The 22621-nt window shown below is 67.4% G+C and carries 22 protein-coding genes; 20 read left to right on the plus strand and 2 right to left on the minus strand.

What is annotated here, in order from left to right:
* Positions 1–83: 83 nt before the first annotated feature.
* The 4 genes from ACYVAN_RS17640 to ACYVAN_RS17655 all read left to right on the plus strand — a co-directional run bounded on the left by ACYVAN_RS17640 (position 84) and on the right by ACYVAN_RS17655 (position 2477).
* Positions 84–947, plus strand: a complete 864-nt coding sequence (locus ACYVAN_RS17640) for a helix-turn-helix domain-containing protein (RefSeq protein WP_460960966.1) — start codon at positions 84–86, stop codon at positions 945–947.
* Between the two features lie 32 nt (positions 948–979).
* Positions 980–1186, plus strand: a complete 207-nt coding sequence (locus ACYVAN_RS17645) for a DUF397 domain-containing protein (RefSeq protein WP_460960968.1) — start codon at positions 980–982, stop codon at positions 1184–1186.
* A 75-nt stretch (positions 1187–1261) separates the two neighbouring features.
* Positions 1262–1468 carry a DUF397 domain-containing protein gene (locus ACYVAN_RS17650; RefSeq protein WP_460960970.1) on the plus strand — a complete coding sequence of 69 codons (207 nt, stop codon included), beginning with the start codon at positions 1262–1264 and terminating at the stop codon, positions 1466–1468.
* Positions 1461–2477, plus strand: a complete 1017-nt coding sequence (locus tag ACYVAN_RS17655; protein ID WP_460960972.1) for a tetratricopeptide repeat protein — start codon at positions 1461–1463, stop codon at positions 2475–2477. The genes ACYVAN_RS17650 and ACYVAN_RS17655 overlap by 8 nt, the downstream gene beginning before the upstream one ends.
* Here ACYVAN_RS17655 and ACYVAN_RS17660 read toward each other — a convergent pair.
* A complete protein-coding gene (locus tag ACYVAN_RS17660; RefSeq protein ID WP_460960974.1) occupies positions 2471–3109 on the minus strand; it encodes a class I SAM-dependent DNA methyltransferase in 639 nt (212 codons plus the stop codon). The genes ACYVAN_RS17655 and ACYVAN_RS17660 overlap by 7 nt on opposite strands.
* Positions 3110–3284: 175 nt before the next feature.
* Between ACYVAN_RS17660 and ACYVAN_RS17665 the strand changes: the two genes are divergently transcribed.
* The 16 genes from ACYVAN_RS17665 (at position 3285) to ACYVAN_RS17740 (ending at position 19281) form a co-directional block, all read left to right on the plus strand.
* A complete protein-coding gene (locus ACYVAN_RS17665; RefSeq protein ID WP_460960976.1) occupies positions 3285–3506 on the plus strand; it encodes a hypothetical protein in 222 nt (73 codons plus the stop codon).
* Between the two features lie 208 nt (positions 3507–3714).
* Positions 3715–4110, plus strand: coding sequence for a hypothetical protein (locus tag ACYVAN_RS17670; RefSeq protein ID WP_460960978.1), 396 nt, complete (start codon positions 3715–3717; stop codon positions 4108–4110).
* A 14-nt stretch (positions 4111–4124) separates the two neighbouring features.
* On the plus strand, positions 4125–4664 hold the full coding sequence (locus tag ACYVAN_RS17675) for a DUF3558 domain-containing protein (protein WP_460960980.1): 540 nt from the start codon (positions 4125–4127) through the stop codon (positions 4662–4664).
* 29 nt (positions 4665–4693) lie between these two features.
* Positions 4694–6178 carry a hypothetical protein gene (locus tag ACYVAN_RS17680; protein ID WP_460960982.1) on the plus strand — a complete coding sequence of 495 codons (1485 nt, stop codon included), beginning with the start codon at positions 4694–4696 and terminating at the stop codon, positions 6176–6178.
* 347 nt (positions 6179–6525) lie between these two features.
* Positions 6526–7308 carry an ESX secretion-associated protein EspG gene (locus ACYVAN_RS17685; RefSeq protein ID WP_460960984.1) on the plus strand — a complete coding sequence of 261 codons (783 nt, stop codon included), beginning with the start codon at positions 6526–6528 and terminating at the stop codon, positions 7306–7308.
* Positions 7309–7661: 353 nt separating this feature from the next.
* Entirely contained in the window at positions 7662–8999 is a 1338-nt protein-coding gene (locus tag ACYVAN_RS17690; RefSeq protein ID WP_460960986.1) for an ABC transporter ATP-binding protein, read from the plus strand.
* Positions 8996–9808 carry an MlaE family ABC transporter permease gene (locus tag ACYVAN_RS17695; protein WP_460960988.1) on the plus strand — a complete coding sequence of 271 codons (813 nt, stop codon included), beginning with the start codon at positions 8996–8998 and terminating at the stop codon, positions 9806–9808. The genes ACYVAN_RS17690 and ACYVAN_RS17695 overlap by 4 nt, the downstream gene beginning before the upstream one ends.
* Positions 9809–9813: 5 nt before the next feature.
* Positions 9814–10653, plus strand: a complete 840-nt coding sequence (locus ACYVAN_RS17700; protein WP_460960990.1) for an MlaE family ABC transporter permease — start codon at positions 9814–9816, stop codon at positions 10651–10653.
* Positions 10650–12008 carry an MCE family protein gene (locus ACYVAN_RS17705; RefSeq protein WP_460960992.1) on the plus strand — a complete coding sequence of 453 codons (1359 nt, stop codon included), beginning with the start codon at positions 10650–10652 and terminating at the stop codon, positions 12006–12008. Before ACYVAN_RS17700 ends, ACYVAN_RS17705 begins: the two co-directional genes overlap by 4 nt.
* The gene (locus ACYVAN_RS17710; protein WP_460960994.1) at positions 12005–13033 is read left to right on the plus strand and encodes an MCE family protein; all 1029 of its coding nucleotides are present in this window, start codon (positions 12005–12007) and stop codon (positions 13031–13033) included. Before ACYVAN_RS17705 ends, ACYVAN_RS17710 begins: the two co-directional genes overlap by 4 nt.
* Positions 13030–14010 carry an MCE family protein gene (locus tag ACYVAN_RS17715; RefSeq protein ID WP_460960996.1) on the plus strand — a complete coding sequence of 327 codons (981 nt, stop codon included), beginning with the start codon at positions 13030–13032 and terminating at the stop codon, positions 14008–14010. The genes ACYVAN_RS17710 and ACYVAN_RS17715 overlap by 4 nt, the downstream gene beginning before the upstream one ends.
* Complete coding sequence (locus ACYVAN_RS17720) at positions 14007–15209, plus strand: MCE family protein (protein WP_460960998.1); 1203 nt, start codon at positions 14007–14009, stop codon at positions 15207–15209. The genes ACYVAN_RS17715 and ACYVAN_RS17720 overlap by 4 nt, the downstream gene beginning before the upstream one ends.
* A complete protein-coding gene (locus ACYVAN_RS17725) occupies positions 15206–16432 on the plus strand; it encodes an MCE family protein (RefSeq protein ID WP_460961000.1) in 1227 nt (408 codons plus the stop codon). Before ACYVAN_RS17720 ends, ACYVAN_RS17725 begins: the two co-directional genes overlap by 4 nt.
* Positions 16432–17544 (plus strand): MCE family protein, encoded by a 1113-nt coding sequence (locus ACYVAN_RS17730; RefSeq protein ID WP_460961002.1) that lies wholly within the window; start codon positions 16432–16434, stop codon positions 17542–17544. Before ACYVAN_RS17725 ends, ACYVAN_RS17730 begins: the two co-directional genes overlap by 1 nt.
* Positions 17545–17591: 47 nt before the next feature.
* Entirely contained in the window at positions 17592–18128 is a 537-nt protein-coding gene (locus ACYVAN_RS17735) for a hypothetical protein (protein WP_460961004.1), read from the plus strand.
* Positions 18129–18171: 43 nt separating this feature from the next.
* The gene (locus ACYVAN_RS17740) at positions 18172–19281 is read left to right on the plus strand and encodes a hypothetical protein (protein ID WP_460961006.1); all 1110 of its coding nucleotides are present in this window, start codon (positions 18172–18174) and stop codon (positions 19279–19281) included.
* Positions 19282–19355: 74 nt separating this feature from the next.
* On the opposite strand, the gene ACYVAN_RS17745 is transcribed toward ACYVAN_RS17740, so the two are convergent.
* Entirely contained in the window at positions 19356–22298 is a 2943-nt protein-coding gene (locus ACYVAN_RS17745) for a CHAT domain-containing protein (RefSeq protein ID WP_460961008.1), read from the minus strand.
* Positions 22299–22621: the final 323 nt, after the last annotated feature.

A 22621-nucleotide genomic window follows, 5' to 3' on the forward strand; every position in this document is an offset into this window, starting at 1 on the left:
TCCGCTATTGAATTCAATAGCGTTGTGCACCGAACGAGCTACAAGATCGGCCCGTGATTCACTTGGTGGTGAAGGGAGCCCTGATGGCACCGACCTCGCCCGCGGTAGCGAACTGGAAGCTCGGCTGCCGCCTGCGCAAGAAGCGTGAACAACTTCGGCTTACCGGCACCGCTGCCGCGAAGAACGCGCGGATCGCCAAGACCTACCTGTCCGATGTGGAACGCGGGATCAAGCCTCCTGCGCGCGAACGGCTCGACGGGCTGATCTCCGCCTACGGGATGTCCAGCGTGGAGGCGGACGAACTCCGGCAACTGCGCGAGCAGGCGACCGAGCAGGGGTGGTGGTCGCGGTACGCGGCGCTGTACAGCGATGAACTGCTCCGCTTCTTCGGGTACGAGTACGGCGCGGAGAGCATTCGCACCTACGACGGCGGGCTGATCCACGGGCTTCTGCAGACCGAGGAGTACGCCCGCGCGATCATCCAGGCCGGGAGTCCGAACGTGCGGTTGGCAGAGGCGTCCCGCCGGGTCGAATCACGCGTAATGCGCCAGGAGAGGTTGACCGGCGACGATCCGCTGCGGCTCTCGGTGGTCATGAGCGAGGCGGCGATCCGGCAGGAGGTGGGCGGACCGGGCGTGCTCGCCGCGCAGCTCGATCACGTGCTCGACGTGGCGCAGCGGCAGGCGAAAAACCTCGACGTGCGTGTCATCCCGTTCAGCGCGATGGGCCATCACGCGATGGGCGGTTCGACGTTCCACGTGGTGACGTTTCCGGACGAGGTCGAACCGGCCCTGGTCTGGCAGGAGACTGTGACCTCCACGGGCTTGATCGTCGACCCGGTTCAAGTCGGTGAGTACTGCCTCGCCTTGGACGAGGCGACGAAGAGCGCGTTGGATCGGGACGAGTCATTCGCGCTGATCAAGAGCGCTCGTAATTCATTAGAGTGACACCTGAAGGATTCACGCGTTAGGGTCATCGCGTGATCCGCAACGAGTTATTCCGGCAGCAGGATTGGCGCAAGTCCAGTCGCAGCACCACGAATTCGTCGTGCGTGGAAGTCGCGGTGACTCCCTCGCTGGTGGGGGTCCGCGACACGAAGGACCGTGCTGGCGGCACGCTCGCGTTTCAGCGTGCGCAGTGGGCAAGGTTTGCAACCGCTCTCAAGCGGGGCTCATTTCACCGCTGATCGGATGGTGCGTCTTTCGGGTGGTTCACCGCGCCGGACGAACCGATTTCAGGGTGTTCGCCCTAGCTTGTGATCATGGTTTTTGCGAATTCGGACAACCGCCTTCTTTTTTCGTCTTGGCGCAAGCTCAGCCGTAGCGCCAATAATTCCTACTGCGTCGGAGTGTCGGTGACTCCCTCGCTGGTGGGAGTGCGCGACACGAAGGACCGCACCGGTGGCACGCTCGTGTTCGATACCGAGCTGTGGTCCTCGTTCCTCGCGATGCTGAAGCGGCGTGGCTGAACGGTCGGAATCCGGATTGTCCGAGTGCGCGGCTGAGGATGAGACGGCCGATTCGCGGCGGGACGCGGTCCGGCGGATCGCCGATCACTACCTGCGCACCAGTCATGGCATCGACCGGCGGTTGCTGGGACATGCGCGGTTGTTCTCGCCGGAGCCGCCCGCATCGGAGATTTCGGGGCTGGTGTGGGACTCCGACGACGCCGCCCTGCGGTGGTGGGACGCCGAGCGTGACAACCTGATCGCCGCCGTGCGGCAGTGCGCCCGCGCGGGACTGGACGTGCACGCCTGGCAGCTCGCCCACAGCTTGATGTACCTGTTCAAACTTCGCGGGCACATCACCGAATGGATCGCCACCTACGAGGTCGCACTCGAATCGGCCCGGCGCCTCGACGACGACGAAGCCCGCGCGCACCTGCTCTTCGACCTCGGAGCGGCGCAGTTCCAAAGTGGACGATACGAGGAAACGGCGCAGAACCAGGAACGGGCGTTGCGGCTGTTCGAGCGGATCGGCGATCGCTACTGGTCCGGGCTGGCGCTGATCTCGCTCGGCGAGGTGCACGTCGAACTCGGCGGTTTCGACGCGGCCGACCGGCACCTGCGGCGGGCGCTCGACCTGCACCGCGAGGACGACAACAGGTTCGGCCAGGGCGTCACCCACGCGGCGCTGGGTGCGTTGAGCGCGCGGCGTGAACACCACGACGCGGCCGTCGAGCACCTGGAACAGGCGCTGCGGCTCTACCGCGAGGTCGGTGAGGACTACGGCGAAGGCATCGTGCTGGCCGGGCTGGCGCGCGCACGACGCGAGCACGGCCGACTCGACGAAGCCATCACGACTTTTCGGGAAGCCGCCGAACACCAGCATCGCATCGGCCACCGGCAAGGCGAGGCCGAAACCCTCCGCGAACTGGCCGAGGCGCTGGACCGGCACGGCTGCCCCGAATCCGCCGGTGAAATCCGGAAGCGAGCGGCTGCGCTGTCCGACCACCTCGACCTGCCGGATGCCTACTGAGCGCGCATCAGCAGATGGCCCCGCCGGTACCGCTCGTCCTCGCCGGGCTCGCGCAGCATCCGGCCGACTTCGGCGAACCCGGCCTCGCGGGCCAGGTCGGCGAGACCGTCGATCGGCCACCGGTAGGCAATCACTACCTTGTGGTCGAACGCTGCCACCGGCCCGCCCTCCGACTCGAAGAAGGCGAGCAGGAGCGTGCCGCCCGGGGCCAGCACCCGGCGAAATTCGGCGAAGTACGGCGGAATTTCCCGCGGCGGCGCGTGGATGGTCGAGTACCAGGACACGATGCCGCCCAGCTTGCCGTCGGCCAGGTTCAGAGCACCCATCGAACCGACCTCGAACCGCAAGTCCGGGTAGGCCTCGCGGGCCAAGTCGATCAGGTTTGGCGACAGGTCGACGCCGAAGATGTCCAACCCCAGGCTTCGCAAGTGCGCAGCCACCTGCCCGGGGCCACACCCCAACTCGGCGACAGGCCCGGTATCAGCGGTCCGCGTGAGCTCCGCGAACGCGGCGAGCATCGCGCGATCCAGCGGAAGAGCATCGAGCCCGTTGCGGGCGAAATCAGCGTAGCGGTCGGCGACGGCGTCGTAGGCGTCCGCTGTCGTGCACAGGTGCGGGGAGGCTTCGGTCACGGGGGACGACACTAGAGCCTCCCGCGCGGGCGTCTCGACTTCCGACTGAGCGTTCCGGCGGGCCCGTCGGGGCAGTTCCAGGTTCGAGCAGGCCTGGCGAGAAGTCGGCGGAAGTTCTCCGACCGCTGTTCGTGTCCGTTATTTTGCTGGGGGCAGCGCGTTGTTGGGAGGAATCATGGCCGCACGGTCTCGTAGGACGGCTCATCCCGCGATGGCGGTAGTGGGAGCGGTGGTCTTCGGGGTGACCTTTGCCCTCGCGGCTTACTTCTGGCGTGATCGCGACCTGGGGCAGGCGCTGTGGAGCGGCGCGTTGACCGCCACGGTGTGGTGCCTGGTGACCCTCGGGTTGACCTGGGCGATGTCCGGTCGGGACACCACTGAGGACCGGACGGACTGAGCTGAGTGCCCCCCGGCGGGCACGTGTGACTTCGGGGGCGGATTCCGGCGCTGTGGCCCGGATCTGGTGCTTCCGGACGAGCTGCATACGGCCGTCCGGACGCGATGTGGATCCCGGTTGCGGAGAATGTCTGGTTCACGACCGAGTGTCACTCTTCGGTGATATGTTCCGGGCGCCACATGCAGTCCGATCTGGGGGAGATGTCGGGATGCCCGAAGCGATGAGTGCTGGTGCCAACCTCGCTGCCACGAACGATGCCATGCAGGGCATCATCGACTCGGCCAACAAGGGCCAGTTCCAGGTCACGCCCGAAGCGGGTGACGAGCTGATCAAGATCTTCCAAGAAGTCGAAGACTTCACGCTGGATATGCAGACGGACCTTCAAACGATGAAGATCCGGACCCCTCTCGGTGACAGTCCTGGGGGGCAGGCGATGGCTGACTTCAACCAGGACGTTGCGGCGGGCAGCGACGGCCGGTCCTACGAAGAGCTGATCAACCAACTGCAGGAGCGCGTTCCGAAGGTGATTGACGCAATCAGAAAGGGGATTGCGCTCTACCAGGAAGTTGACGAAGGTAATAGCAACTTTGGCGTGCAGACGTGAGATTGAGGTTTCGAGTGCGCAGGACTGTGTTGAGCTCCGGCATTGCTGCCTTGTTTGTTGTGGCAACAGTGGGGCTGACGGCGTGTGGTTCGACCGAGGGGACACCTGAAGGTGACACCTCTGAACCAAGCAATGAGACGGAGAGTTCCAGCGGCGCACAACCTGCTGCGGATGTGGACCCATGCACGATGGTGACACCGGACGAAGCTGGTCAGCTCGGTGCGGAGGGCGCCGGAGAAGCGAAAGACGTTGCAGGAGCCGCCACCTGTCGGTGGCGCGTCGATGATGGTCGTCTGTCAATCGCATTCCATCATGACAAGGCGCTGAGCGATCTAAACGCGACTGGTGGTCAGGTAGAAAGCAATTCGATAGCTGGCAGGAAAGCGAAGGTCATCCGAGACTTGACGGGCTCCGGCAGCTGTAGCGTGGCATTTTCTGTGTCGGATTCAACCTCGTTGACGGTGGATGGCATTACCACCACCGACACCGAGACTGCCTGTCAGCTGGCTGAGCAGGCTGCGCCGCTGGTGGCGGCGAAGCTGCCGCAGGAGTGAGCCGGAATTGATCGAGCACTGGGGGACAGATGAGCACACCTGACGGCGGACCGCCCGGTCCGCAGCAGCCGGGGTCGGAATACATCGCCGACTACGAAGAACAGGCACTCCAGGAGAACCAGCAGCAGTACTCCGGTCTCCAGCACAGCATGCCGCTCGGTACGGGTGCTCCGCTGGCACATGCGATGTCGGCGATGAAGACCGATCAGCAGACGACCGCGTACGGTCAGCAGCAGGCCACCCAGCTCTCCGCCGAGCAAGAACTGCGCGAACGGCCCGGTGCGCTCGGCAGCACGCATTACCTGTCGTTCGAGCACAAGCAGCTCGCATCGTTCGTGCGGGACAATTTCGACACCGGCACGGTCCACGAAGTCGGACGGCTCTACCACGACCACGGCAGCAAACTGATCGAATTCTCGGACCGCATCCGCACCGCGGCCCAGAAGACTGAGCAGAACTGGACCGGCGACGCCGGAAACGCGATGCGCGCGCACGTCACCCAGGTCGCCGAGCACATGGGACATTCCGGCGGCGCCGCGCGGTTGACCGCCAACCAGGTCGGGATGCAGGCCGAATCCGGTGAGCGGGCCAAGAACGCCATGCCCGAAGTCATCGAGTTCGACCTGAAGAACGAACTCGTCAACTACGCCTCCGACCCCAACCCGTTCACCGCGGTCAGCCGGGCCAACGACATCGTCGAAAAGCACGAGCAGAGCCAGCAGGCCCACCAGCAAGCCGCCGAAGTGGTCACCACCATGGAAGGTGACTTCGGGGAAGCCGCGGCCAAAACACCCGCGTTCGTGCCCGCACCGCCCGAACCCGGCGACCAGGGCGACGCGACGCCCAAGCAGGCGAACCCGCCGGCGAGCAGCTTCCAGACCCCCACCACCCCCGCCGGAACCAGCAGCTCCTGGGCAGGCGGCGGCGGAGTCGGCAGTGGAGTCGGCAGTGGAGTCGGTGGCGGAACCGGTGGGGCGACCGGCGGCGGCAACTACACGCTCCCCGCGAACTCCTCCCCACCGGCCGCCGGAACCGGCTCGGCGTGGGCACCCGGCGGCGACGGCGGCCAGAACGGCTACCGCCAGAACCCCCAAACCGGCCAGTGGGAACGCCGCAACCCCTACAACGGTCGGTGGGCACCCATGCCACCCGGACAAGTCCCGCCGGGCGCGGGCGTCGGTGCCGCCGGAGCCATGGGCGGAGCCGGTGGCGGCGCGCGTGGTGTGCGCGCACCCGCCGCGGGCGGCCCGGGCGGACAACTCGGTGCGGGTGGCCGCGCCGGAGCCGGCCCCGTACCCGGCGCAGGAGCCGGTGCCGGAGCAGGAACCGGCGCTGGTGGCGCCGGTGGATCCGGCGGACGCGGAGCCATGGGCGGAGCCGGTGGCGGCGCGCGTGGCGGCCAAGGCGGCGGTGAAGACGAAGACGAGCACCAGACCAAATACGTGCTCGAAGGCGACGAAGCCTGGGACGACCTCGGCCTGCCCAAGGTTGCCCCACCCGTCTTCGGCGAGTAGCCGACACCGCGGCCCTCACCCGCCGGACGCCCGGAAGCCACGGAAGCCACGGACGCCCGAAAAGCGCGGACGCCCGAGCCCCGGAGGCCCGGACCCCGGACGCCCGAAAAGTGCGGCGCAACCAACCGAACACCGCGCGTGCGGCAGCGCCCGCACGCGCCGCCGAACAACAGCGCGCGAGCCCGCCGAAGCAGAGCCGAAACCGCCCGCGAACCGGCACGCGATCCCGGCAGCGGGGAGGCGCCGGAATGCCTCCGCGAGCGGGCTCGGCGACACCGCACGTCGGCTCACCGCCGAACCAGCAGCGGTTCCGCGGTGAGCCGACCCATCGGAGGGGAAAAACGAAAATGATCAACTCGTTCGCGCTGTCGTTCGAAGCGGCCGACATTCTGAGCGAAGACCTGCGGGTGAACCTCCGCCAGTTCCCGTTCGAAATCCCCTACGCCGGGTCCACCCGCGAAGAGCGCGGGCGGACCCGCAGGACCGTGTGGGCCGATCTCGAACAGCGCAGGCTCGCCGAACACGGCCGCCAGGAAGCCGAACTCGAACAAGCGCTCAACCTGATCAACCGGTCCCAGACGGCCATCGCCGTCACCTCGGTCGACATGCGGACCGAAGCCGTCTACCGCGCGCGCATCGCCCAAACCGGCAGCGGCGCCGTCTTCGCCGAACAGCGCGACAACGGACTCCACTTCGAGTTCGTCGACCCGCGCGGGCTCGCCCGCATCGGAGCCGGACTCCTGCCCGACGAACCGGCAGGCCGCCTCGAAGCCGCCACCCTTCCCAGTAACACCACCGCACCGCAGCCCGCGCAGCGGGACGGTGCCGACTGGATGAGCAGCAGCGCGCCCGCCGCCTCCCGTGGCGCCGGTGCCGAGAACCGCAAGGCGCAACGCATCCTCGCGCTTCCCGTGCACCGCGTCGGATACGTCTTCGTCAGCGGAGAATTGGGCGGAAAGCAGCAGCGACTGCCCGCGATCGGATGGCGCGACACCACCGAGGGTCGTTACAGCATGACCTCCCGCAACAATCAGGACGGTCAGCGGTGGAACACGTTCGCCGGTGCCGACAAATCACGCGTGGCGCGGTATCTGGGTGAACAACTCGCCGCCTTCCAAAACCCCCGTTGACCGAACATGGCCGAGCACTCATCGTCTTTCGCGAGGACTCGGAAGGCAACCAGAAGACGCGGCGATGACGCTCGGTGCCAGCTCGGACACGCATGGTGGGGCGAGCCGGGATTTGACGATCGAGAACAAAGATCGATTTTTATCGCCACGCCTAAAACTCCGCGCGTATCGGACATTCTCGGATTGCCTGCCACGGGCCGCAAAATCGAAGTGAACTGGCGAGTAACCTCGCCGCGTCGCGCTCGTTGCACATGTGTGACGAGCTTGACCTTCGTTATGCCGGTCACATATGCAAGGCTGCCCGATCGGGAGTTCTTCCCGGAGAGATACCAACGATCTAGTCGGAGGTGCGGATGGGCGTCGAGGTGGTCGTCGAAGGACTGTCGAAGTCCTTTGGCGCGCAGACCATCTGGCGGGATGTCACGCTGACGCTTCCCACCGGGGAGATCAGCGTGCTGCTGGGCCCGTCGGGTACCGGGAAGTCGGTGTTCCTCAAGTCACTGGTCGGACTGCTCAAGCCCGAGCACGGTCGCGTGGTCATCAACGACGTGGACATTTGCGACTGCTCCGAAAAGGATCTCTACGAGGTCCGCAAGCTCTTCGGTGTGTTGTTCCAGGACGGCGCGCTGTTCGGGTCGATGAACCTGTTCGACAACATCGCGTTCCCACTGCGCGAGCACACCCGGAAAACCGAGAGCCAGGTCCGGGATGTGGTCCTCGAGAAGATGGAGATGGTCGGCCTGATCGGCGCCGAGGACAAACTCCCCGGCGAGATCTCCGGCGGTATGCGCAAGCGCGCCGGACTGGCCCGCGCCCTCGTTCTCGACCCTGAGATCATTCTGTTCGACGAGCCGGATTCCGGTCTCGACCCGGTGCGTACCGCGTACCTGAATCAGCAGATCGTCGATCTCAACGCGCAGATCGACGCCACCTTCCTGATCGTGACCCACGACATCGGAACCGCCCGAACGGTGCCGGACAACATCGGCATGCTGTTCCGCCGGAACCTGACCATGTTCGGCCCGCGTGAAGAGTTGCTGACATCGACCGAACCAGTGGTCGAGCAATTCCTCAACGCTCGCCGCGAAGGTCCCATCGGCATGAGCGAGGAAAAGGACGCGGGCCAGGCGGCCGCCGAACTCGCGGCCCTGGGCGGCGAAGACAGGGGAGTGCCGCACATCGTGCCGCAGATCGAGGTCTCGCCCGGCCTGCCCGAGCGCACCGCGGTGCACCGCAGGCAGGACCGAGTGATGGCCAACCTGGGCTCGCTCGCACCGGCGGCCCAGCAGGAGATCCTCAACAACCTCAACCCCGAGGACCGCCGCCGCTACGGCGTGACCACCGAAAACGGCCGGACAGCGCAGATGAGCGGTTCACTGCGGCCGGGCGACGTCGCGAACACCCCGCAGGCAACGGCCCAGACCGCACCCCCGCAAGCCCAGCACGCCCCGCAGGCCGCCGCGCACACTCCGCAGCCGGCGCCGCAGGCCACCGGACAAGCGCCGCAGCGCGCACCGCAAGCGCACAACGCACCCCCGCAGCCCACCCCGCGGCCCCGCCGCGATGGCGCCGCGCAGCAGGACGACGTGAGCCACGCTCCCTGGACCTCCGGCCACGAACAGCAGTCGGAAGCAGCGGCCCCTGCGCCGCGGCGGCGGTGGTTCGGCAGGAAAAAAGGCGGTGAGCAGTGAGCGCACCACCCCAGAAGACTCGGGGGCCGCGCGGTAAACCACTGCCCGGGACCGGCGCGCTGCGCGCAACCGGGCACCTGTTCGCGTTGGCGCTCGACGTCCTGCGGCTCATCCCGCGGCGGCCGTTCCAGCTGCGCGAGTTCATCCAGCAGTGCTGGTTCATCGCCAGCGTCACGATCCTGCCGACCGCGCTCGTCGCGATCCCGTTCGGTGCGGTGATCGCACTGCAGCTCGGCTCGCTGACCCGGCAGATCGGCGCGCAGTCCTACACCGGCGGCGCCAGCGTGCTGGCGATCATCCAGCAGGCCAGCCCGATCGTGACCGCGCTGCTGATCGCCGGTGCCGGTGGTTCGGCGGTGTGCGCCGACCTCGGCTCCCGCAAGATCCGGGACGAGATCGATGCCATGCAGGTACTCGGCGTTTCGCCGATCCAACGCTTGGTGGTGCCGCGAGTGCTCGCCGCCATGCTGGTGGCGGTGCTGCTCAACGGCATGGTCAGCGTGGTCGGCGTGCTGGGCGGCTACTTCTTCAACGTGATCATGCAGGGCGGCACACCCGGTGCGTACATGGCGAGCTTCAACGCGCTCGCCCAGCTGCCCGACATCTGGATCAGCGAGCTGAAAGCACTGATATTCGGGTTCCTGGCCGGTGTGGTCGCCGCTTACCGGGGCCTCAACCCGCCGCCCGGCCCGAAGGGCGTCGGCGACGCGGTGAACCAGTCGGTGGTGATCACCTTCCTGCTGCTGTTCGCGGTGAACTTCATTCTGACCACGATCTACCTGCAGGTCGTGCCGCCCAAGGGGATGTGACGGCCATGACGACGATTACGCAGCGCGCGCGAAAAGCGGCGCGCCGGCCGGGAGAGTTCCTCGACGGCCTCGGCGACCAGATGTCGTTCTACCTGCGAGCCCTCGCCTGGGTTCCGCGGGCCATGCGGCGCTACTTCAAGGAAACGATGCGCCTGCTGGCCGAAGTCAGCTTCGGCAGCGGTGCGCTGGCGGTCATCGGCGGCACGGTCGGTGTCATGGTCGGCATGACCGTGTTCACCGGCACGGTCGTCGGCATGCAGGGCTTCACCGCCCTCGACCAGCTCGGCACGTCCGCGTTCGCCGGCTTCATGTCCGCCTACTTCAACACCCGCGAGATCGCGCCCCTGGTGGCCGGACTGGCGCTGTCGGCGACCGTGGGCTCGGGATTCACCGCGCAGCTCGGTGCCATGCGCATCTCCGACGAGATCGACGCACTCGAAGTCATGGGTGTGCCGAGCCTGCCGTTCCTGGTGACCACCCGCGTCATCGCCGGCTTCATCGCGGTCGTGCCGCTGTACGTGCTCGGCCTGCTCACGTCCTACCTGGCTTCCCGCACGGTCATCGTCGAGATGTACGGGCAATCGGCGGGCACGTACGACCACTACTTCAACCTGTTCCTACCACCGGAGGACGTACTGTGGTCCTTCGGCAAGGTCCTGATCTTCAGCGTCGTCGTGATCATGACGCACTGCTACTACGGATACCGCGCCAGCGGCGGGCCCGCGGGCGTCGGTGTGGCCGTCGGTAACGCGGTGCGGACCGCGATCGTGACCACCGCGCTGCTCGACTTCTTCCTCAGCCTCGCGATTTGGGGCACCACGACGACGGTTCGGATCACCGGATGAGTACACGAGGTGCGTTCACCACACTGCGGCGGCGCCTGCTCGGCCTCGCCCTCCTGATGTGCATCGTTATGTTCTTCGGCGGCACCGTGGCCATCTACCAGAAGATGTTCGCCTCCAGCGTGGACGTCGTGCTGAAGGCCGATTCCTCCGCCAACCAGCTGCAGCCGGAATCCGACGTCAAGGTGCGCGGGATGATCATCGGCCGCGTCGAGGACATCAACGCCACCGACGCGGGCGCCGAGCTGCACCTGGCGCTGGATCCCGAGAAAGCCGACGCACTGCCCGCCGACGTCACCGCGCGGCTGCTGCCCCGGACCCTGTTCGGCGAGCGCTTCGTGTCGCTGAAACTGCCCGAGCAGCCCGCCACCGCCACCCTCGCCTCCGGTGATGTCATCCGGCAGGACCGGGACAAGGCGTCCGTGGAGCTGTCGACCGTGCTGTCCAACACCATGCCGGTGCTGCAAGCCCTCCACCCCGAGGACCTCGCGGCCACGTTGAACTCGCTCAGCCAGGCCCTCGACGGCAGGGGCGAGGAAATGGGCCAGACGATCTCGCAGCTCAACTCCTACTTGGACCGGATGAATCCGGCACTGCCGGACCTGAAGGCCAACCTGCAGGAGATCGTCGGGGTGGCCGAAACGTACGAGCAAGCCGCCCCCGAGGTGCTGCAGGCCCTGGACAACCTGACCACGACCTCGCGCACCCTGGTCGAACAGCGGGAGAACCTCAACACGTTGACCAGTCAACTGACCACGACTTCCGTGGACACCACGGAATTCCTGCAGGCCAACGGAGACAGCCTCATCCGGCTCAACGAAAGCCAACGCCCCACGCTGGACGTGCTGGCCAAGTACTCCCCGGCCTACCCGTGCTTCCTCCGAGGCATGCGGGAGTTCGCCCCCCGCGTGGACGAGATCTTCGGGGCGGGCAGCGACGAACCCGGCCTGCACATCACGATGGAGGTCGTGGCGAGCCGGGGCAAGTACGAGCCCAACCAGGACGAGCCGGAGTTCAAGGACAAGCGCGGTCCGCGCTGCTACGACTTCAAGAACGGACCGAACCCGTTCCCGCAGTACCCGCCGGACGGTCCGGTCAAGGACGGATCCACAGCGCCGCCTGCGGCGCGGACCTCGAACGAAGGCCTGAATCCGCCGGCCCAGTCCGGATCGACCGCGCCTGCGGGCACCTCGACACAGTCGGCGAGCGCACTCGGACCGATGAACTCCCCGGCGGAACGTGACTTCGTGTCCGCACTGCTGGCCCCCACCATGGGCGTCGAACCGGAAGGCGTCCCCCAATGGGGCTCGCTGCTGGTCGGCCCCGTGCTGCGCGGAGCGGAGGTGAGCTACCGGTGACAGGCCAATCGATCGCCGCGCCCCTGACCAAGTTTCTGATCTTCGTGCTGGTCACGCTGCTGGCCAGCGGACTCCTGATCGTCACCATCGCGAACAACACGATGAGCGGGTCGGGCGACACGTACAAAGCCCGGTTCACGGACGTCACCTCGCTCCACGAGGGCGACGACATCCGGATCTCCGGGGTGAAGGTCGGCAAGGTCGAGGGGATCGAGGTCGTCGACCGCAGGCTCGCCGAGGTGACCTTCAGCGTCGTCGGGCGCAAGCTGCCCGCCTCGTCCAACGCGGTCGTCAAGTACCGCAACCTCGTCGGCCAGCGCTACATCGCCCTGGAACAAGGTGCGGGCGACTCCGGGGAATACCTCAACCCCGGTTCGATGATCCCGCTGGAGCGGACCAAACCCGCGCTCGACCTGACGGTGCTGCTGGGCGGGTTCAAACCGCTGTTCCAGGCGCTTTCGCCGGAGGAAGTCAACAAGCTGTCCTTCGAGATCATCCAAGTGCTGCAGGGCGAGGGCGGCACCATGGAAAGCCTGCTGGCCCACACCGCCTCGCTGACCTCCACCATCGCCGCCAAGGACAAGGTGATCGGCGAGGTGATCACCAACCTCAACGGCGTGCTCGAAACCGTCAACGCTCGCGACGAAGAACTCTCCGGGCTGATCGTGCAGCTGCAGCAGGTCGTCTCCGGCCTCGCCGAAGACCGGGAGTCGATCGGTTCCGCGATGACCGCGATGGACGGGTTGACCAACGCGACCGCCGATCTGCTGACCGAGGCACGTCCACCGCTGGAGCAGGACATCGCACAGCTCGGACAACTCTCGTCCAACCTCAACGACCACGAGCAGATCACCGAACAGGTGCTGCAGAACATGCCCGGGAAGCTGGAGAAGATCACCAGGACGGCGACGCACGGCTCCTGGTTCAACTTCTACAACTGCAAGGCCGAGGGCACGGTCGGGGTCGGCGAGCTGAACCTGACCCTGCCGCTGCAGCCGGTGACCCAGGAGAGGTGCAGGCGATGACCTCATTCCAGCAACGAAACCCGCTGACGATCGGCATCGCCGGAATCCTGGTGCTGGTGCTCGGATTCGTCCTCGCGATGAACTTCGAGCGGCTCCCGCTGATCGGAGGCACCGTCTACAAGGCGCACTTCACCGAGGCGGCCGGTCTGCGGCCCGACAACGAGGTGCGAGTGGCCGGGGTGAAGGTCGGCTCCGTCAGCGACGTCGAACTCGAGGACGGCCACGTGACCGTGAGCTTCCGCGTCACCGACACCTGGGTGGGCGACAACACCTCGGCGGCCATCAAGGTCAAGTCGCTGCTCGGGCAGAAGTTCCTGGCGCTCGATCCGCGCGGCAGCGAGGAACTGCCCAGCTCGGAGCCGATCCCGACCGAGCGAACGTTGGCCCCCTACGACGTGGTCGAAGCGTTCAGCGACCTGTCCACCACGATCGGCGAGATCGACAACCAGCAGTTGGCCGAGAGCTTCCGGACCATGTCCGACACGTTCTCCAACACCCCCGACGACGTGCGCGGGGCGCTGGACGGACTGTCGGCGCTGTCCCAGACCATCGCCAGCCGCGACCAGGAACTGCAGGAGCTGCTGGAACGCACCAGCAACGTCTCCAAGACCGTGGCCGACCGCAACGCCGAGTTCGAGAAGCTGCTGGCCGACGGCAACCTGCTGCTGAAGGAGGTCAAGGACCGGCGCGAGTCGATCAGCTCCCTGCTCGACGGCACCAGAGAGTTGTCCCAGCAGCTCTCCGGACTGGTCGACGAGAACGCGGCCCAGCTCGGACCCACCCTCGAACAGCTCGACCGGGTCACCAGGATGTTGCAGCGCAACCAGGACAACCTGGACCGCAGCATCGAGCTGTTCGACCCGTTCACCCGGATGTTCGCCAACGTCCTCGGCAACGGGCGCTGGTTCGACACCTACATCTGCGGTCTCCTGCCACCCGCCGTCGGCCCGATCAACCAGGAGGGCTGCCAGCCATGACTTCCCGAACCCTGCGGCCGCCGCTGACCAGGACCCTGGCGATCGCGTGCGTCCTGGTGCTGGCCGCGACCGCGGCCATCTGGTGGCTCTTCCTCGGCACGCCCGAACGCCGCATCACCGCGAACTTCAGCTCGGCCGTGGGCATCTACCCCGGTGGTGACGTGCGAGTTCTCGGTGTCGCCGTCGGCACCATCGGCAAGGTCCAGCCCAACGGCAAGAACGTGCACGTGGAGTTCACCCTCGACCACGACGTGGACGTTCCCGCCGACGCCGGTGCGGTCCTCGTCTCGCCGAGCGTGGTCAGCGACCGCTACGTGCAGCTCGCACCCGTCTACCGGGGCGGACCCACCATGGAGGACGGCGCGGTCATCCCGAAGGAGCGAACGGCCACCCCCGTCGAGCTCGACGAGATGTACCGGAGCCTCAACGACATCAGCAAGGCGCTCGGCCCGGAAGGCGCGAACAAGGACGGCGCCCTCACCGAACTGCTCGACACCAGCGCGAAGAACCTCGACGGCAACGGCAAGGCCCTGGCCGACACGCTCGAACACCTCGGCCAGGCCGGAAACACGCTGTCGGGGAACAGCAAGGAACTCTTCGCCACAGTGGACAACCTGCAGAAGTTCACGTCGATGCTTGCGGCGAACGACCAGCAGGTGCGCAAGTTCAACACCCAGATGGCGCAGGTCAACAAGTTCCTCTCCGCGGAGCGGGGCGACCTGGCCGCGTCGATGGCCGAGCTCGCCGTCGCGCTGGGCAAGGTGGAAACCTTCGTCCGGGACAACCGCGAACTGCTGCACTCCAACGTGGAACAGCTGAACTCGGTGGCGAAGGTGCTCGTCAAGCAGAAGGCCGCGCTCAACGAGTCGTTGACCAACGCCCCGCTCGCCCTGGGCAACCTGCAGAACGTCTACAACGCGTCGTCCGGAACGCTCGACACCCGGGCGAACATCAACGAGCTCAACCAGCCGCCGCTGGTCGCGGTGTGCAAGCTGCTGGACCAGACGAACCCGGCGGACATCCCCCTGCACCTCGTCGACACCTGCAAGCAGGTGCAAGGCGCCATCGACAGCGCCGTCCCGCTGCCCACACCGGCCGAAGCGATTTCTTCGCTGCAGCAGGGTGAACTCCCGCCGCTGCCGCTGCCCGCGTCCACCGAGGACGGAATCCAGGTTCCGCTGCAGGGAGGTGGCCAGTGAACCTGCTCCAACGCGGAATTCCACTGCCGCGCAACGACGAACGCCGATACCCCACCGTGCGCCCGGCCGTGCGGATCGCCGCGCTGGCCACCTCGGCCGCGATGCTCCTCGGCGGCTGCGGGTTCGGCGGCGTGCAGGAGATGGCGCTGCCGGGCGGCGCGGACCTCGGCGACGACCCGTACTCGGTCAAGGTCCGGTTCAACGACGTCCTCGACCTCGTCCCGAACGCGGGCGTGCGGGTCAACGACGTCCCCGTCGGTCGCGTCGCGGCGGTCGACCTCGCCCCCGGCTCGTGGGACGCCGAGGTCACCGTGCAGGTCAACGGCGACATCGAACTCCCGGCGAACGCCACCGCCCGGATCCGGCAATCCAGCCTGCTCGGCGAGAAGTACGTCGAACTGGGCGACCCGATCGCTCCCGAGAAGCCGGTCGGGCACCTCGGGGACGGCGACCTGATCAAGCTCCCGCGCACCGGCCGCAACCCGCAGGTCGAAGAAGTGCTGGGTGCGCTGTCGTTGCTGCTCAACGGTGGTGGTGTCGCACAGCTGCAGACCATCACCAAGGAGCTCAACAACGCGCTGGAAGGACGCGAAAGCGACGTTCGCGGGCTTCTGTCCAACCTGGACGAACTGGTAGCGGGGCTGGATGCCCAGCGCGGCGACATCACGCGGGCACTCGACAGCGTCAACCGGCTCAGCGCCAGCCTGAACCAGCAACGCGGCCAGATCGACACCGCGCTGCGGGAACTCGAACCCGGTCTTCGGGTGCTCAACGAGCAGCGCGATCAGCTCGTCGGAATGCTGCAGGCCCTGGACAAGCTCTCCGGGGTCGCCACCAACGTGGTGAACCAGAGCCACGACGACCTGGTGCACAACCTGGAGGCGCTGCAGCCCACGCTCGAACAACTCGTGGCCGCGGGCGACAACCTGCCGAAGTCGTTCGAGCTGCTCCTGACGTACCCGTTCACCGACAAGTCCGTCGAAGGCATCAAGGGCGACTACACCAACCTGTACGTCGACGCCGACCTCAACCTCACCCACATCCTGGAGAACATCGGCCGAAGCAGGCAGCCGGTGGTCCCCCTACCCGACCCGAACCTTCCCCCGCTGCCGCTGTTGCCGCGGGAAGAGGCGACACCACCGCCCACCCAAGAAACCCCGCAGCCCGAGCCGGAGAAAGAAGAGTCCGGCGGACTGTTCGACAATCTCCTGGGAGGTGAGTGATGCTCACCCGCAAGGTTCGACTGCAAATCTTCGCGTTCGTCCTCATCGCTCTGGTCGGCATCAGCTTCGCCGGTGCCCGCTACGCCGGGCTGGATCGGCTGTTCGGCCCGCGCGGCTACGTGGTCACCATGGACCTCGCGAACTCCGGCGGGATCTTCTCGAACGCCGAGGTGACCTACCGCGGTGTGAAGGTCGGCGAAGTCGGGGAGCTGCGGCTCACCGATGGCGGAGTGGTGGTCCCACTGGACATCGAGAACAGCGCACCACGCATTCCCGCCGACGTGAAAGCCGTGGTGACCAACCGTTCGGCCGTGGGCGAGCAGTACGTCGACCTCCAGCCGCAGGAGAACGGCGGGCCCTACCTGGAGGACGGCGCGAAGATTCCTCGCTCGGCGACGCGGACGCCGCTGCCGGTGGAAGACCTCATGATGAACCTGAACTCGTTCGTCAAGTCGGTGCCCACCGAATCGCTGAGCACCGTCGTCGAGGAACTCGGCACCGCCTTCCAGGGCAACGGCGGGAACCTCCAGACGATCCTGGACACCACCCGCGAGTTCACGGCAGAAGCCCAGCAGCACGTTCCGCAGACGAAGCAGCTGCTCGAGGACGGCAGGAGAGTGCTGGCCACCCAGAACGAGCAGGGTTCGTCGATCAAATCGTTCAGTCGCGACCTCCGGCTCGTCACGGAGCAGCTGGAGAGCTCCGACCCGGACCTCCGTGCGCTGATCGAGAACGCGCCGGGTGCCGGGCGGCAGGTCAGCGGTCTGTTGCACGAGACCGGACCGCAGCTCAGCGAGCTGCTGCCCAACCTGACCACGACCTCCGACCTGCTGGCCGCCCACAACGACGGTCTGGAACAGCTGATGGTGACGTATCCGCTGGTCACCGCCGGTGGTTTCAGCGTCGTCCCAGGGGACGGCACCGCCCACTTCGGGCTCGTGCTCAACGCCTTCGATCCGCTGCCCTGCGTCAAGGGATACGAAGGAACCACCAAGCGTGCGGGTGACGACCTGGCTCCGGTCCCGTTGAACACGGATGCACACTGTGCAGAGCCACCTGGTAGCCCGACCAACGTTCGGGGGGCGCACAACGCCCCTGAACCCGGACAGTGACTCGGCCTCCAGTCGCTGTCGTTGGCCCCGACCCAGAATGAGGAGACATGCGCACCGCAAGCTCAACCGACACCGGATCACGCCGACCCCGCGCGGCCGTGCTCGCGGCTGCGGTGCTGCTCGCAGTATCCGCGGTGGCCGCGACGTTCTTCGGGGTCTCCTGGGCCATCGCGGCCACCGACGACTCGCTCGCGTACGCGGCCGAGCGGGAGGAGGTCCTGACTGCGGGCAGGCAGGGAATCGTCAACTTCAACACGCTGGACCACCGCAACGTGCAGAAGGGCCTCGACCTCTGGGCGAAGAGCTCCACGGGCCCCCTGCACGACGAGGTCGTGAAGGGGCGCGAGGAGAACGCCAAGCGGATCACCGAAGCGAAGTCGACCACGAAGGGCGAGGTCCTCGAAGCCGCGGTGTCGGAGTTGGACATGCGAGCGGGCAAGGCCAAGATGATCGCGGTCGTCAAGGTGACCGTGACGAAGGAAGGGCAGCAACCGGTCGACAAGCGAAGCCGTTACCAGGCCAAACTCGCCCGGGATGGCGAGGAGTGGAAGCTCAGCTCGCTGGGTCCGGTATCCGTCGGTTGATGTTCGCCAGCCGCCACGTCGCAGTTCTCGAGGAGTAGTACCAGTGTCCAAGCCTTCTCGCGCCGCCCGGGGAACTCGGCGGCCACCACGCGTCGCCGGGACGCGGAAGCGCCCCTCCCAGTCGGAATCCACCGCCACGACACCCGCGGGTGCCGAACCGGCCGATACCGGAGCTGCGGATACCCGGGCCGCCGATACCGGGGCCGCCGATACCGGAGCTGCTGATACCGGACCGGCTGGTGCCGAGCCGACCGAACAGGCGGAAGCGCCGGAGACCACCGAGCCGGGCAGCGGGTCGGCCGCCACGGCCGGTGCAGCCGAAACCGACGTCGTCGAAGCTGCCCCGGAGACGGCTGCCCCGGAGACGGCCGAACCGGTCGGCGCCGGTGCTGTCGAGGAGCGGTCCGCCGCGGGCAGCGAAGGCGAGCAGTCCAGCCCTGACACGGCCACGGCCGCGTACGGTGCCGAGCCCCATGACGGTGCCGAGCCCCATGACGGTGCCGAGCCCCATGACGGTGCCGAGCCCCATGACGGTGCCGAGCCCCATGACGGTGCCGAGCCCCAGGACGGTGCCGAGCCCCAGGACGGTGAGGCCGACGACGGATCCCTCCCGCCCGCCGACGGGACCCCCGGGACGGCCGGCGGGAGCGCCGGTGGCTTCCTGCTGCCCACTGTGCTCGCTTCGCTCGCTGTGGTGTGCACCGTGCTCGCGGTGGTCTTCGGCATTCAGGCCGGCCAAGTGCGCAACGATGCGGGCGCCAACCAGGCCCTCGTCGATGCCGCGGCCACCAGTGAGGTCAAAGGGCAGATCAACGAAGCCGTGACCAAGGTGTTCTCCTACGACTTCGCCGACACCGCGAAGACGGAAAAGGCCGCCAACGAACTGCTCGTCGGCCAAGCCGTCGACAAGTACAACGAGCTGTTCGCCACGATCAAGGAACAGGCGCCCCAGCAGAAGCTGGTCGTCACCACCACCGTCAAGGCCAGTGCGGTGAAACTGCTGCAGGACGACCGCGCCGAGGTCCTGTTGTTCGTCGACCAGGACGCGAGGCGCACCGACAGCGGCGAGAGCAACGTCGGTGCCGCGCAGATCCTCGTCGGCGCCGAGAAGCACGGCGATCAGTGGAAGATCAGCCAGATCACCCAGCGCTGAGCATGGCACGGCGGGGGTGCGTCAATCCGTCCCGAGATCGACGCGCCCCCGCCTTGCTGTGATTCCGGAGAAGCTCAGGGGCCGACGTGCACGTGCGCGGCCCAGCGCGCTGGATCACCCGGGAACTCCGCGCGCATCCGCGTCGCCGCCCGGTGCACCGCATAAGCGGACAGATCCGTGGCGAACTCGCCACCACCGAACAGCTGCTCGTACATGTCGCCGTGCAGTCGGTTCGCCGTGAAGTCGTCCAGCCCCCACAAGGTGCCGATCACATGGGTGACCCCCGCGAACGCCAGCGCACCGGGCAATGTGTTCGCCGCGGGAGAGGGCGTGTCGATCACCGTCGTGCACTGCCCCAGGTAGGCGAACTCGGAATTCTCCAGCGGGGTCTGGCCGAGCTCGACCAAGGTCAACGGCCGCTGCGGTGCCTCCCGGTCGAGCACCACGCCCGCAGCCGGCTGGCCCGGATACTGCACGCTGCGCTCACAGATGTGCACCCACGGGTGGTGCGGCAGCATCCGCATGAAGTCCGGGCTACCGGTGCTTTCGACGGTGGCCACCTCGGCCGTCGGCCAGTGCTGGGCGACGATCTGGTTCTGCTGCGGAAGTTCCCGGCCGATCTGCTCCTGCGAACCCGCGGCCAGCAGCGCCCGGCCGTCGTCGGGCAGCGGCTGCTGCTTGGCGCGCAACAGGGTTCCCAAGGTGGGCGTGTACGAGGACACGACTCGATCCATCACGCCGTGACCGGAGTCGGCCGCCGCCGCGTGCACCGGTAGGAACGCCAACGGCCCCGAGGTGCTCCACCACACGCGCGGCCACCGATCGCCGTCCTTCGGCGTGCGTGTGTAACCCATGCGATCCAGGACGGGCCGGGCGACGTTGTGCCACAACCAGTGGAGCACCGCCTCGAACACCTGGAAATCCTGCCGTTCCACCGACGACAGCAGGTTGGCCGCCTGTTCCGCGGCGGCCGGAACGCCGTTCGAGGGCAGTGCGGTCGGCAGCACCCGGCCACCGAAGACGAGCAGCGCATCCGTGCGGTAGCGGCTGAGGTTGACCAGCACGACCGGACCGTCGGCGCCCGCCGGAGCGAGCTTGCGGAACGCGGACACCTGCAAGTAGTCGGGATGTTCGTGCCGGACCTCGGCGAGCATGTCGGTCCACGCCTGCGCGAGCTCGGCCCGATCGTCGTGCGCCCAGGATTCCAGGTCGACGAGTGCGGGCTCCTCCGGAGGCCGGTCGAGCAGGCGCCGCAGCCGGACGATCCCGTCCGCCAGCTCCGGAGCGGTGCGGTGCAGTTCACCGATCTCACCCCCGGCGGGAAGGAAATCGGACAGCAGCGCCGACCGGCCGTGCTCCAGTAGCTCGACCGCCTGCTCCGGTACACCCGTTTCCAGTGCGCACGCCGCGGCATCGGCCGTGATCAACGCCCACTGCTGCTGCGTCCGGGGTGAGGCGACCACTTGCTTGCCCTGCGTGGCCAGCGGTAGCAGCTCGACAGCTGTGGTGAACGATTCCAGCGCTTCCGGCCAGCGTTCCGACTGCGCGGCCAACCGGCCTCCCAGCGTCGCCGCGCGCAGTCGCTGGTCGACGGGCGCGGTGGGCTGGTTCGCCGCCTCGGCGAGCACCCGTCGCGCCCAGCGGTACAGCCGACGCCTGCCGGTGCGCTGGTGCATCGTCCGCAGGGCCCGGCCCAGATCGGTGGCCACAGCCGCTCGTCCGGGCGCGGTCTCGGACATCCCGTTCAGCGCACGCTCGAACATCTCCACCGCGGTGTCCAGGTGTTCGGGCCCCGAGGTGCGCCGGAACCGGTGCGCGGCGATCAGACCGAGCTGGTTCAAGGCGGCGTGCTGGGGTGAGGCCCCGTCCGGGACGGCGTTGGCGGCCCGGTCGGCGTGGGTCTCCGCGAGGTCGAGGTCATCAATGTTGCCACTGTGCTCGTAACGGGTGATCAGCGACATGGCCAGCGACACCAGCACGGCACAGCGTCGGGTCGGTTCCGTCGCCGATTCCGCGGCCGCCTCGCCGAACGAGAGCGCCGCGTTCAGGCTCTCGATCTCCGCGCCGTACACGAAGTTTCTGCGCAGCAGTGCTCCGTACCCGGCAAGGGCGTCCGCGCGGTATTCGTCATGGTCGGCGATGCCGCGCATGGCGGGCCCGAGGGCGCTGACCACCCGGCGCAGTTGCCCCGGTTCACCCGTGCAGTCGGCGTGCTCGGAGGTCGCGGCGGACAGGCGCCACATGACCTGGCCGAGCAGCGCGTTACCCGGGTTGAGCACTCCGAGGACGCCGAGCAGTTCGTTGACCGCGGCGTTGAGATCGACGAGGTCGCCGCCGGCGTGGAAGGAAAGTCGCAGCGCCACGGCGAGCTGGCACGCAGCCGCCCGGCGGGGGGCACCATCGGACATGCCGTCGATGCCCGAACGCAGGTGGTTGACGCCTTCGCGCAGGTCTTCGAGCGGGCCCCCGCGTTCGTACCGGCGCAGCAGCGCGGAACCGAGGTTGATCAAAAGTTCGGAGGTTTCCGCGGGGTTGCCGGGCATGCCGCGCATCGCTTCGCGGAAGACGTCGATCGACTCGTCGTCGGAGTCGGTGTCGTCGGCCAGCCGGGCGTGCAGCTTCAACGCGTTGCCGAGCCGCATCAGCGCCATCATCCTGCGCTGGTCCCGGCGGGACGTGCGCTCGGTCGCGGTGCGCGCGGCGCGCACGCTCTCGAGCGCGTGGCTCGGATCGTTCGTGTGCGCCGCCTGCTCCGCCAGAGCAAGGGCGAGGTTGCACTGGTAGAGGACCAGGTCCGGATCGTCCTCGCGCGCGGTCGAGGCAGCCTTGCGGTAGTACGAGACCGCGTCTTCCAGGTCGCCGGTCTCCTTGCTCCGCACGAAAGCCAGCTGGGAGGTGGTGCCGAGGTTGTTGAGCACCCCCGGTCGCGCGGGGTCGAAATCGGCCAGCACGGACACGGTGGCGCGGAACACCTCGGTGACCCACGGCAGCGCATCGAAGTCGAGGGTGCTGACCATCCGGTTCATCGCAGAGATCGCGTCGGCGTAGCGCTGCTCGGGTGTTTGCCTGGTTTCGGCGGGAGACTGCGGCTGGCCACCGTACGGCGCGCTGCCCTGGTGTGTGCCCTGCTGGTGTGTGCCCTGCTGGGGGCTGCCCGGCTGGGGGCTGCCCGGCTGTGTGCTGCCTGGGTGGGGGGCGTTTCGCGGGGACGCTGGGGGTAGGGGCTCGTTCTGCTGCGGGCCGTTCGGCTCCGGTGGGCCGTCATCGGTTTGTTGCGAAAACCAACCGGATGCGGTTTCCAACTCCTGTTCTCCGGTTCCACGGTGCAGCCGACGGGAAC

Source organism: Parasphingorhabdus pacifica, from assembly GCF_054779195.1.

Coding starts and splice junctions, on each gene's coding strand:
- ACYVAN_RS17640 (WP_460960966.1), top strand. CDS start 84: ATGGCACCGACCTCGCCCGCGGTAGCGAACTGGAAGCTCGGCTGCCGC.
- ACYVAN_RS17650 (WP_460960970.1), top strand. CDS start 1,262: ATGGTTTTTGCGAATTCGGACAACCGCCTTCTTTTTTCGTCTTGGCGC.
- ACYVAN_RS17665 (WP_460960976.1), top strand. CDS start 3,285: ATGGCCGCACGGTCTCGTAGGACGGCTCATCCCGCGATGGCGGTAGTG.
- ACYVAN_RS17670 (WP_460960978.1), top strand. CDS start 3,715: ATGCCCGAAGCGATGAGTGCTGGTGCCAACCTCGCTGCCACGAACGAT.
- ACYVAN_RS17680 (WP_460960982.1), top strand. CDS start 4,694: ATGAGCACACCTGACGGCGGACCGCCCGGTCCGCAGCAGCCGGGGTCG.
- ACYVAN_RS17685 (WP_460960984.1), top strand. CDS start 6,526: ATGATCAACTCGTTCGCGCTGTCGTTCGAAGCGGCCGACATTCTGAGC.
- ACYVAN_RS17690 (WP_460960986.1), top strand. CDS start 7,662: ATGGGCGTCGAGGTGGTCGTCGAAGGACTGTCGAAGTCCTTTGGCGCG.
- ACYVAN_RS17700 (WP_460960990.1), top strand. CDS start 9,814: ATGACGACGATTACGCAGCGCGCGCGAAAAGCGGCGCGCCGGCCGGGA.
- ACYVAN_RS17705 (WP_460960992.1), top strand. CDS start 10,650: ATGAGTACACGAGGTGCGTTCACCACACTGCGGCGGCGCCTGCTCGGC.
- ACYVAN_RS17715 (WP_460960996.1), top strand. CDS start 13,030: ATGACCTCATTCCAGCAACGAAACCCGCTGACGATCGGCATCGCCGGA.
- ACYVAN_RS17720 (WP_460960998.1), top strand. CDS start 14,007: ATGACTTCCCGAACCCTGCGGCCGCCGCTGACCAGGACCCTGGCGATC.
- ACYVAN_RS17730 (WP_460961002.1), top strand. CDS start 16,432: ATGCTCACCCGCAAGGTTCGACTGCAAATCTTCGCGTTCGTCCTCATC.
- ACYVAN_RS17735 (WP_460961004.1), top strand. CDS start 17,592: ATGCGCACCGCAAGCTCAACCGACACCGGATCACGCCGACCCCGCGCG.
- ACYVAN_RS17745 (WP_460961008.1), bottom strand. CDS start 22,298: ATGGTCAGCACCCTCGACTTCGATGCGCTGCCGTGGGTCACCGAGGTG.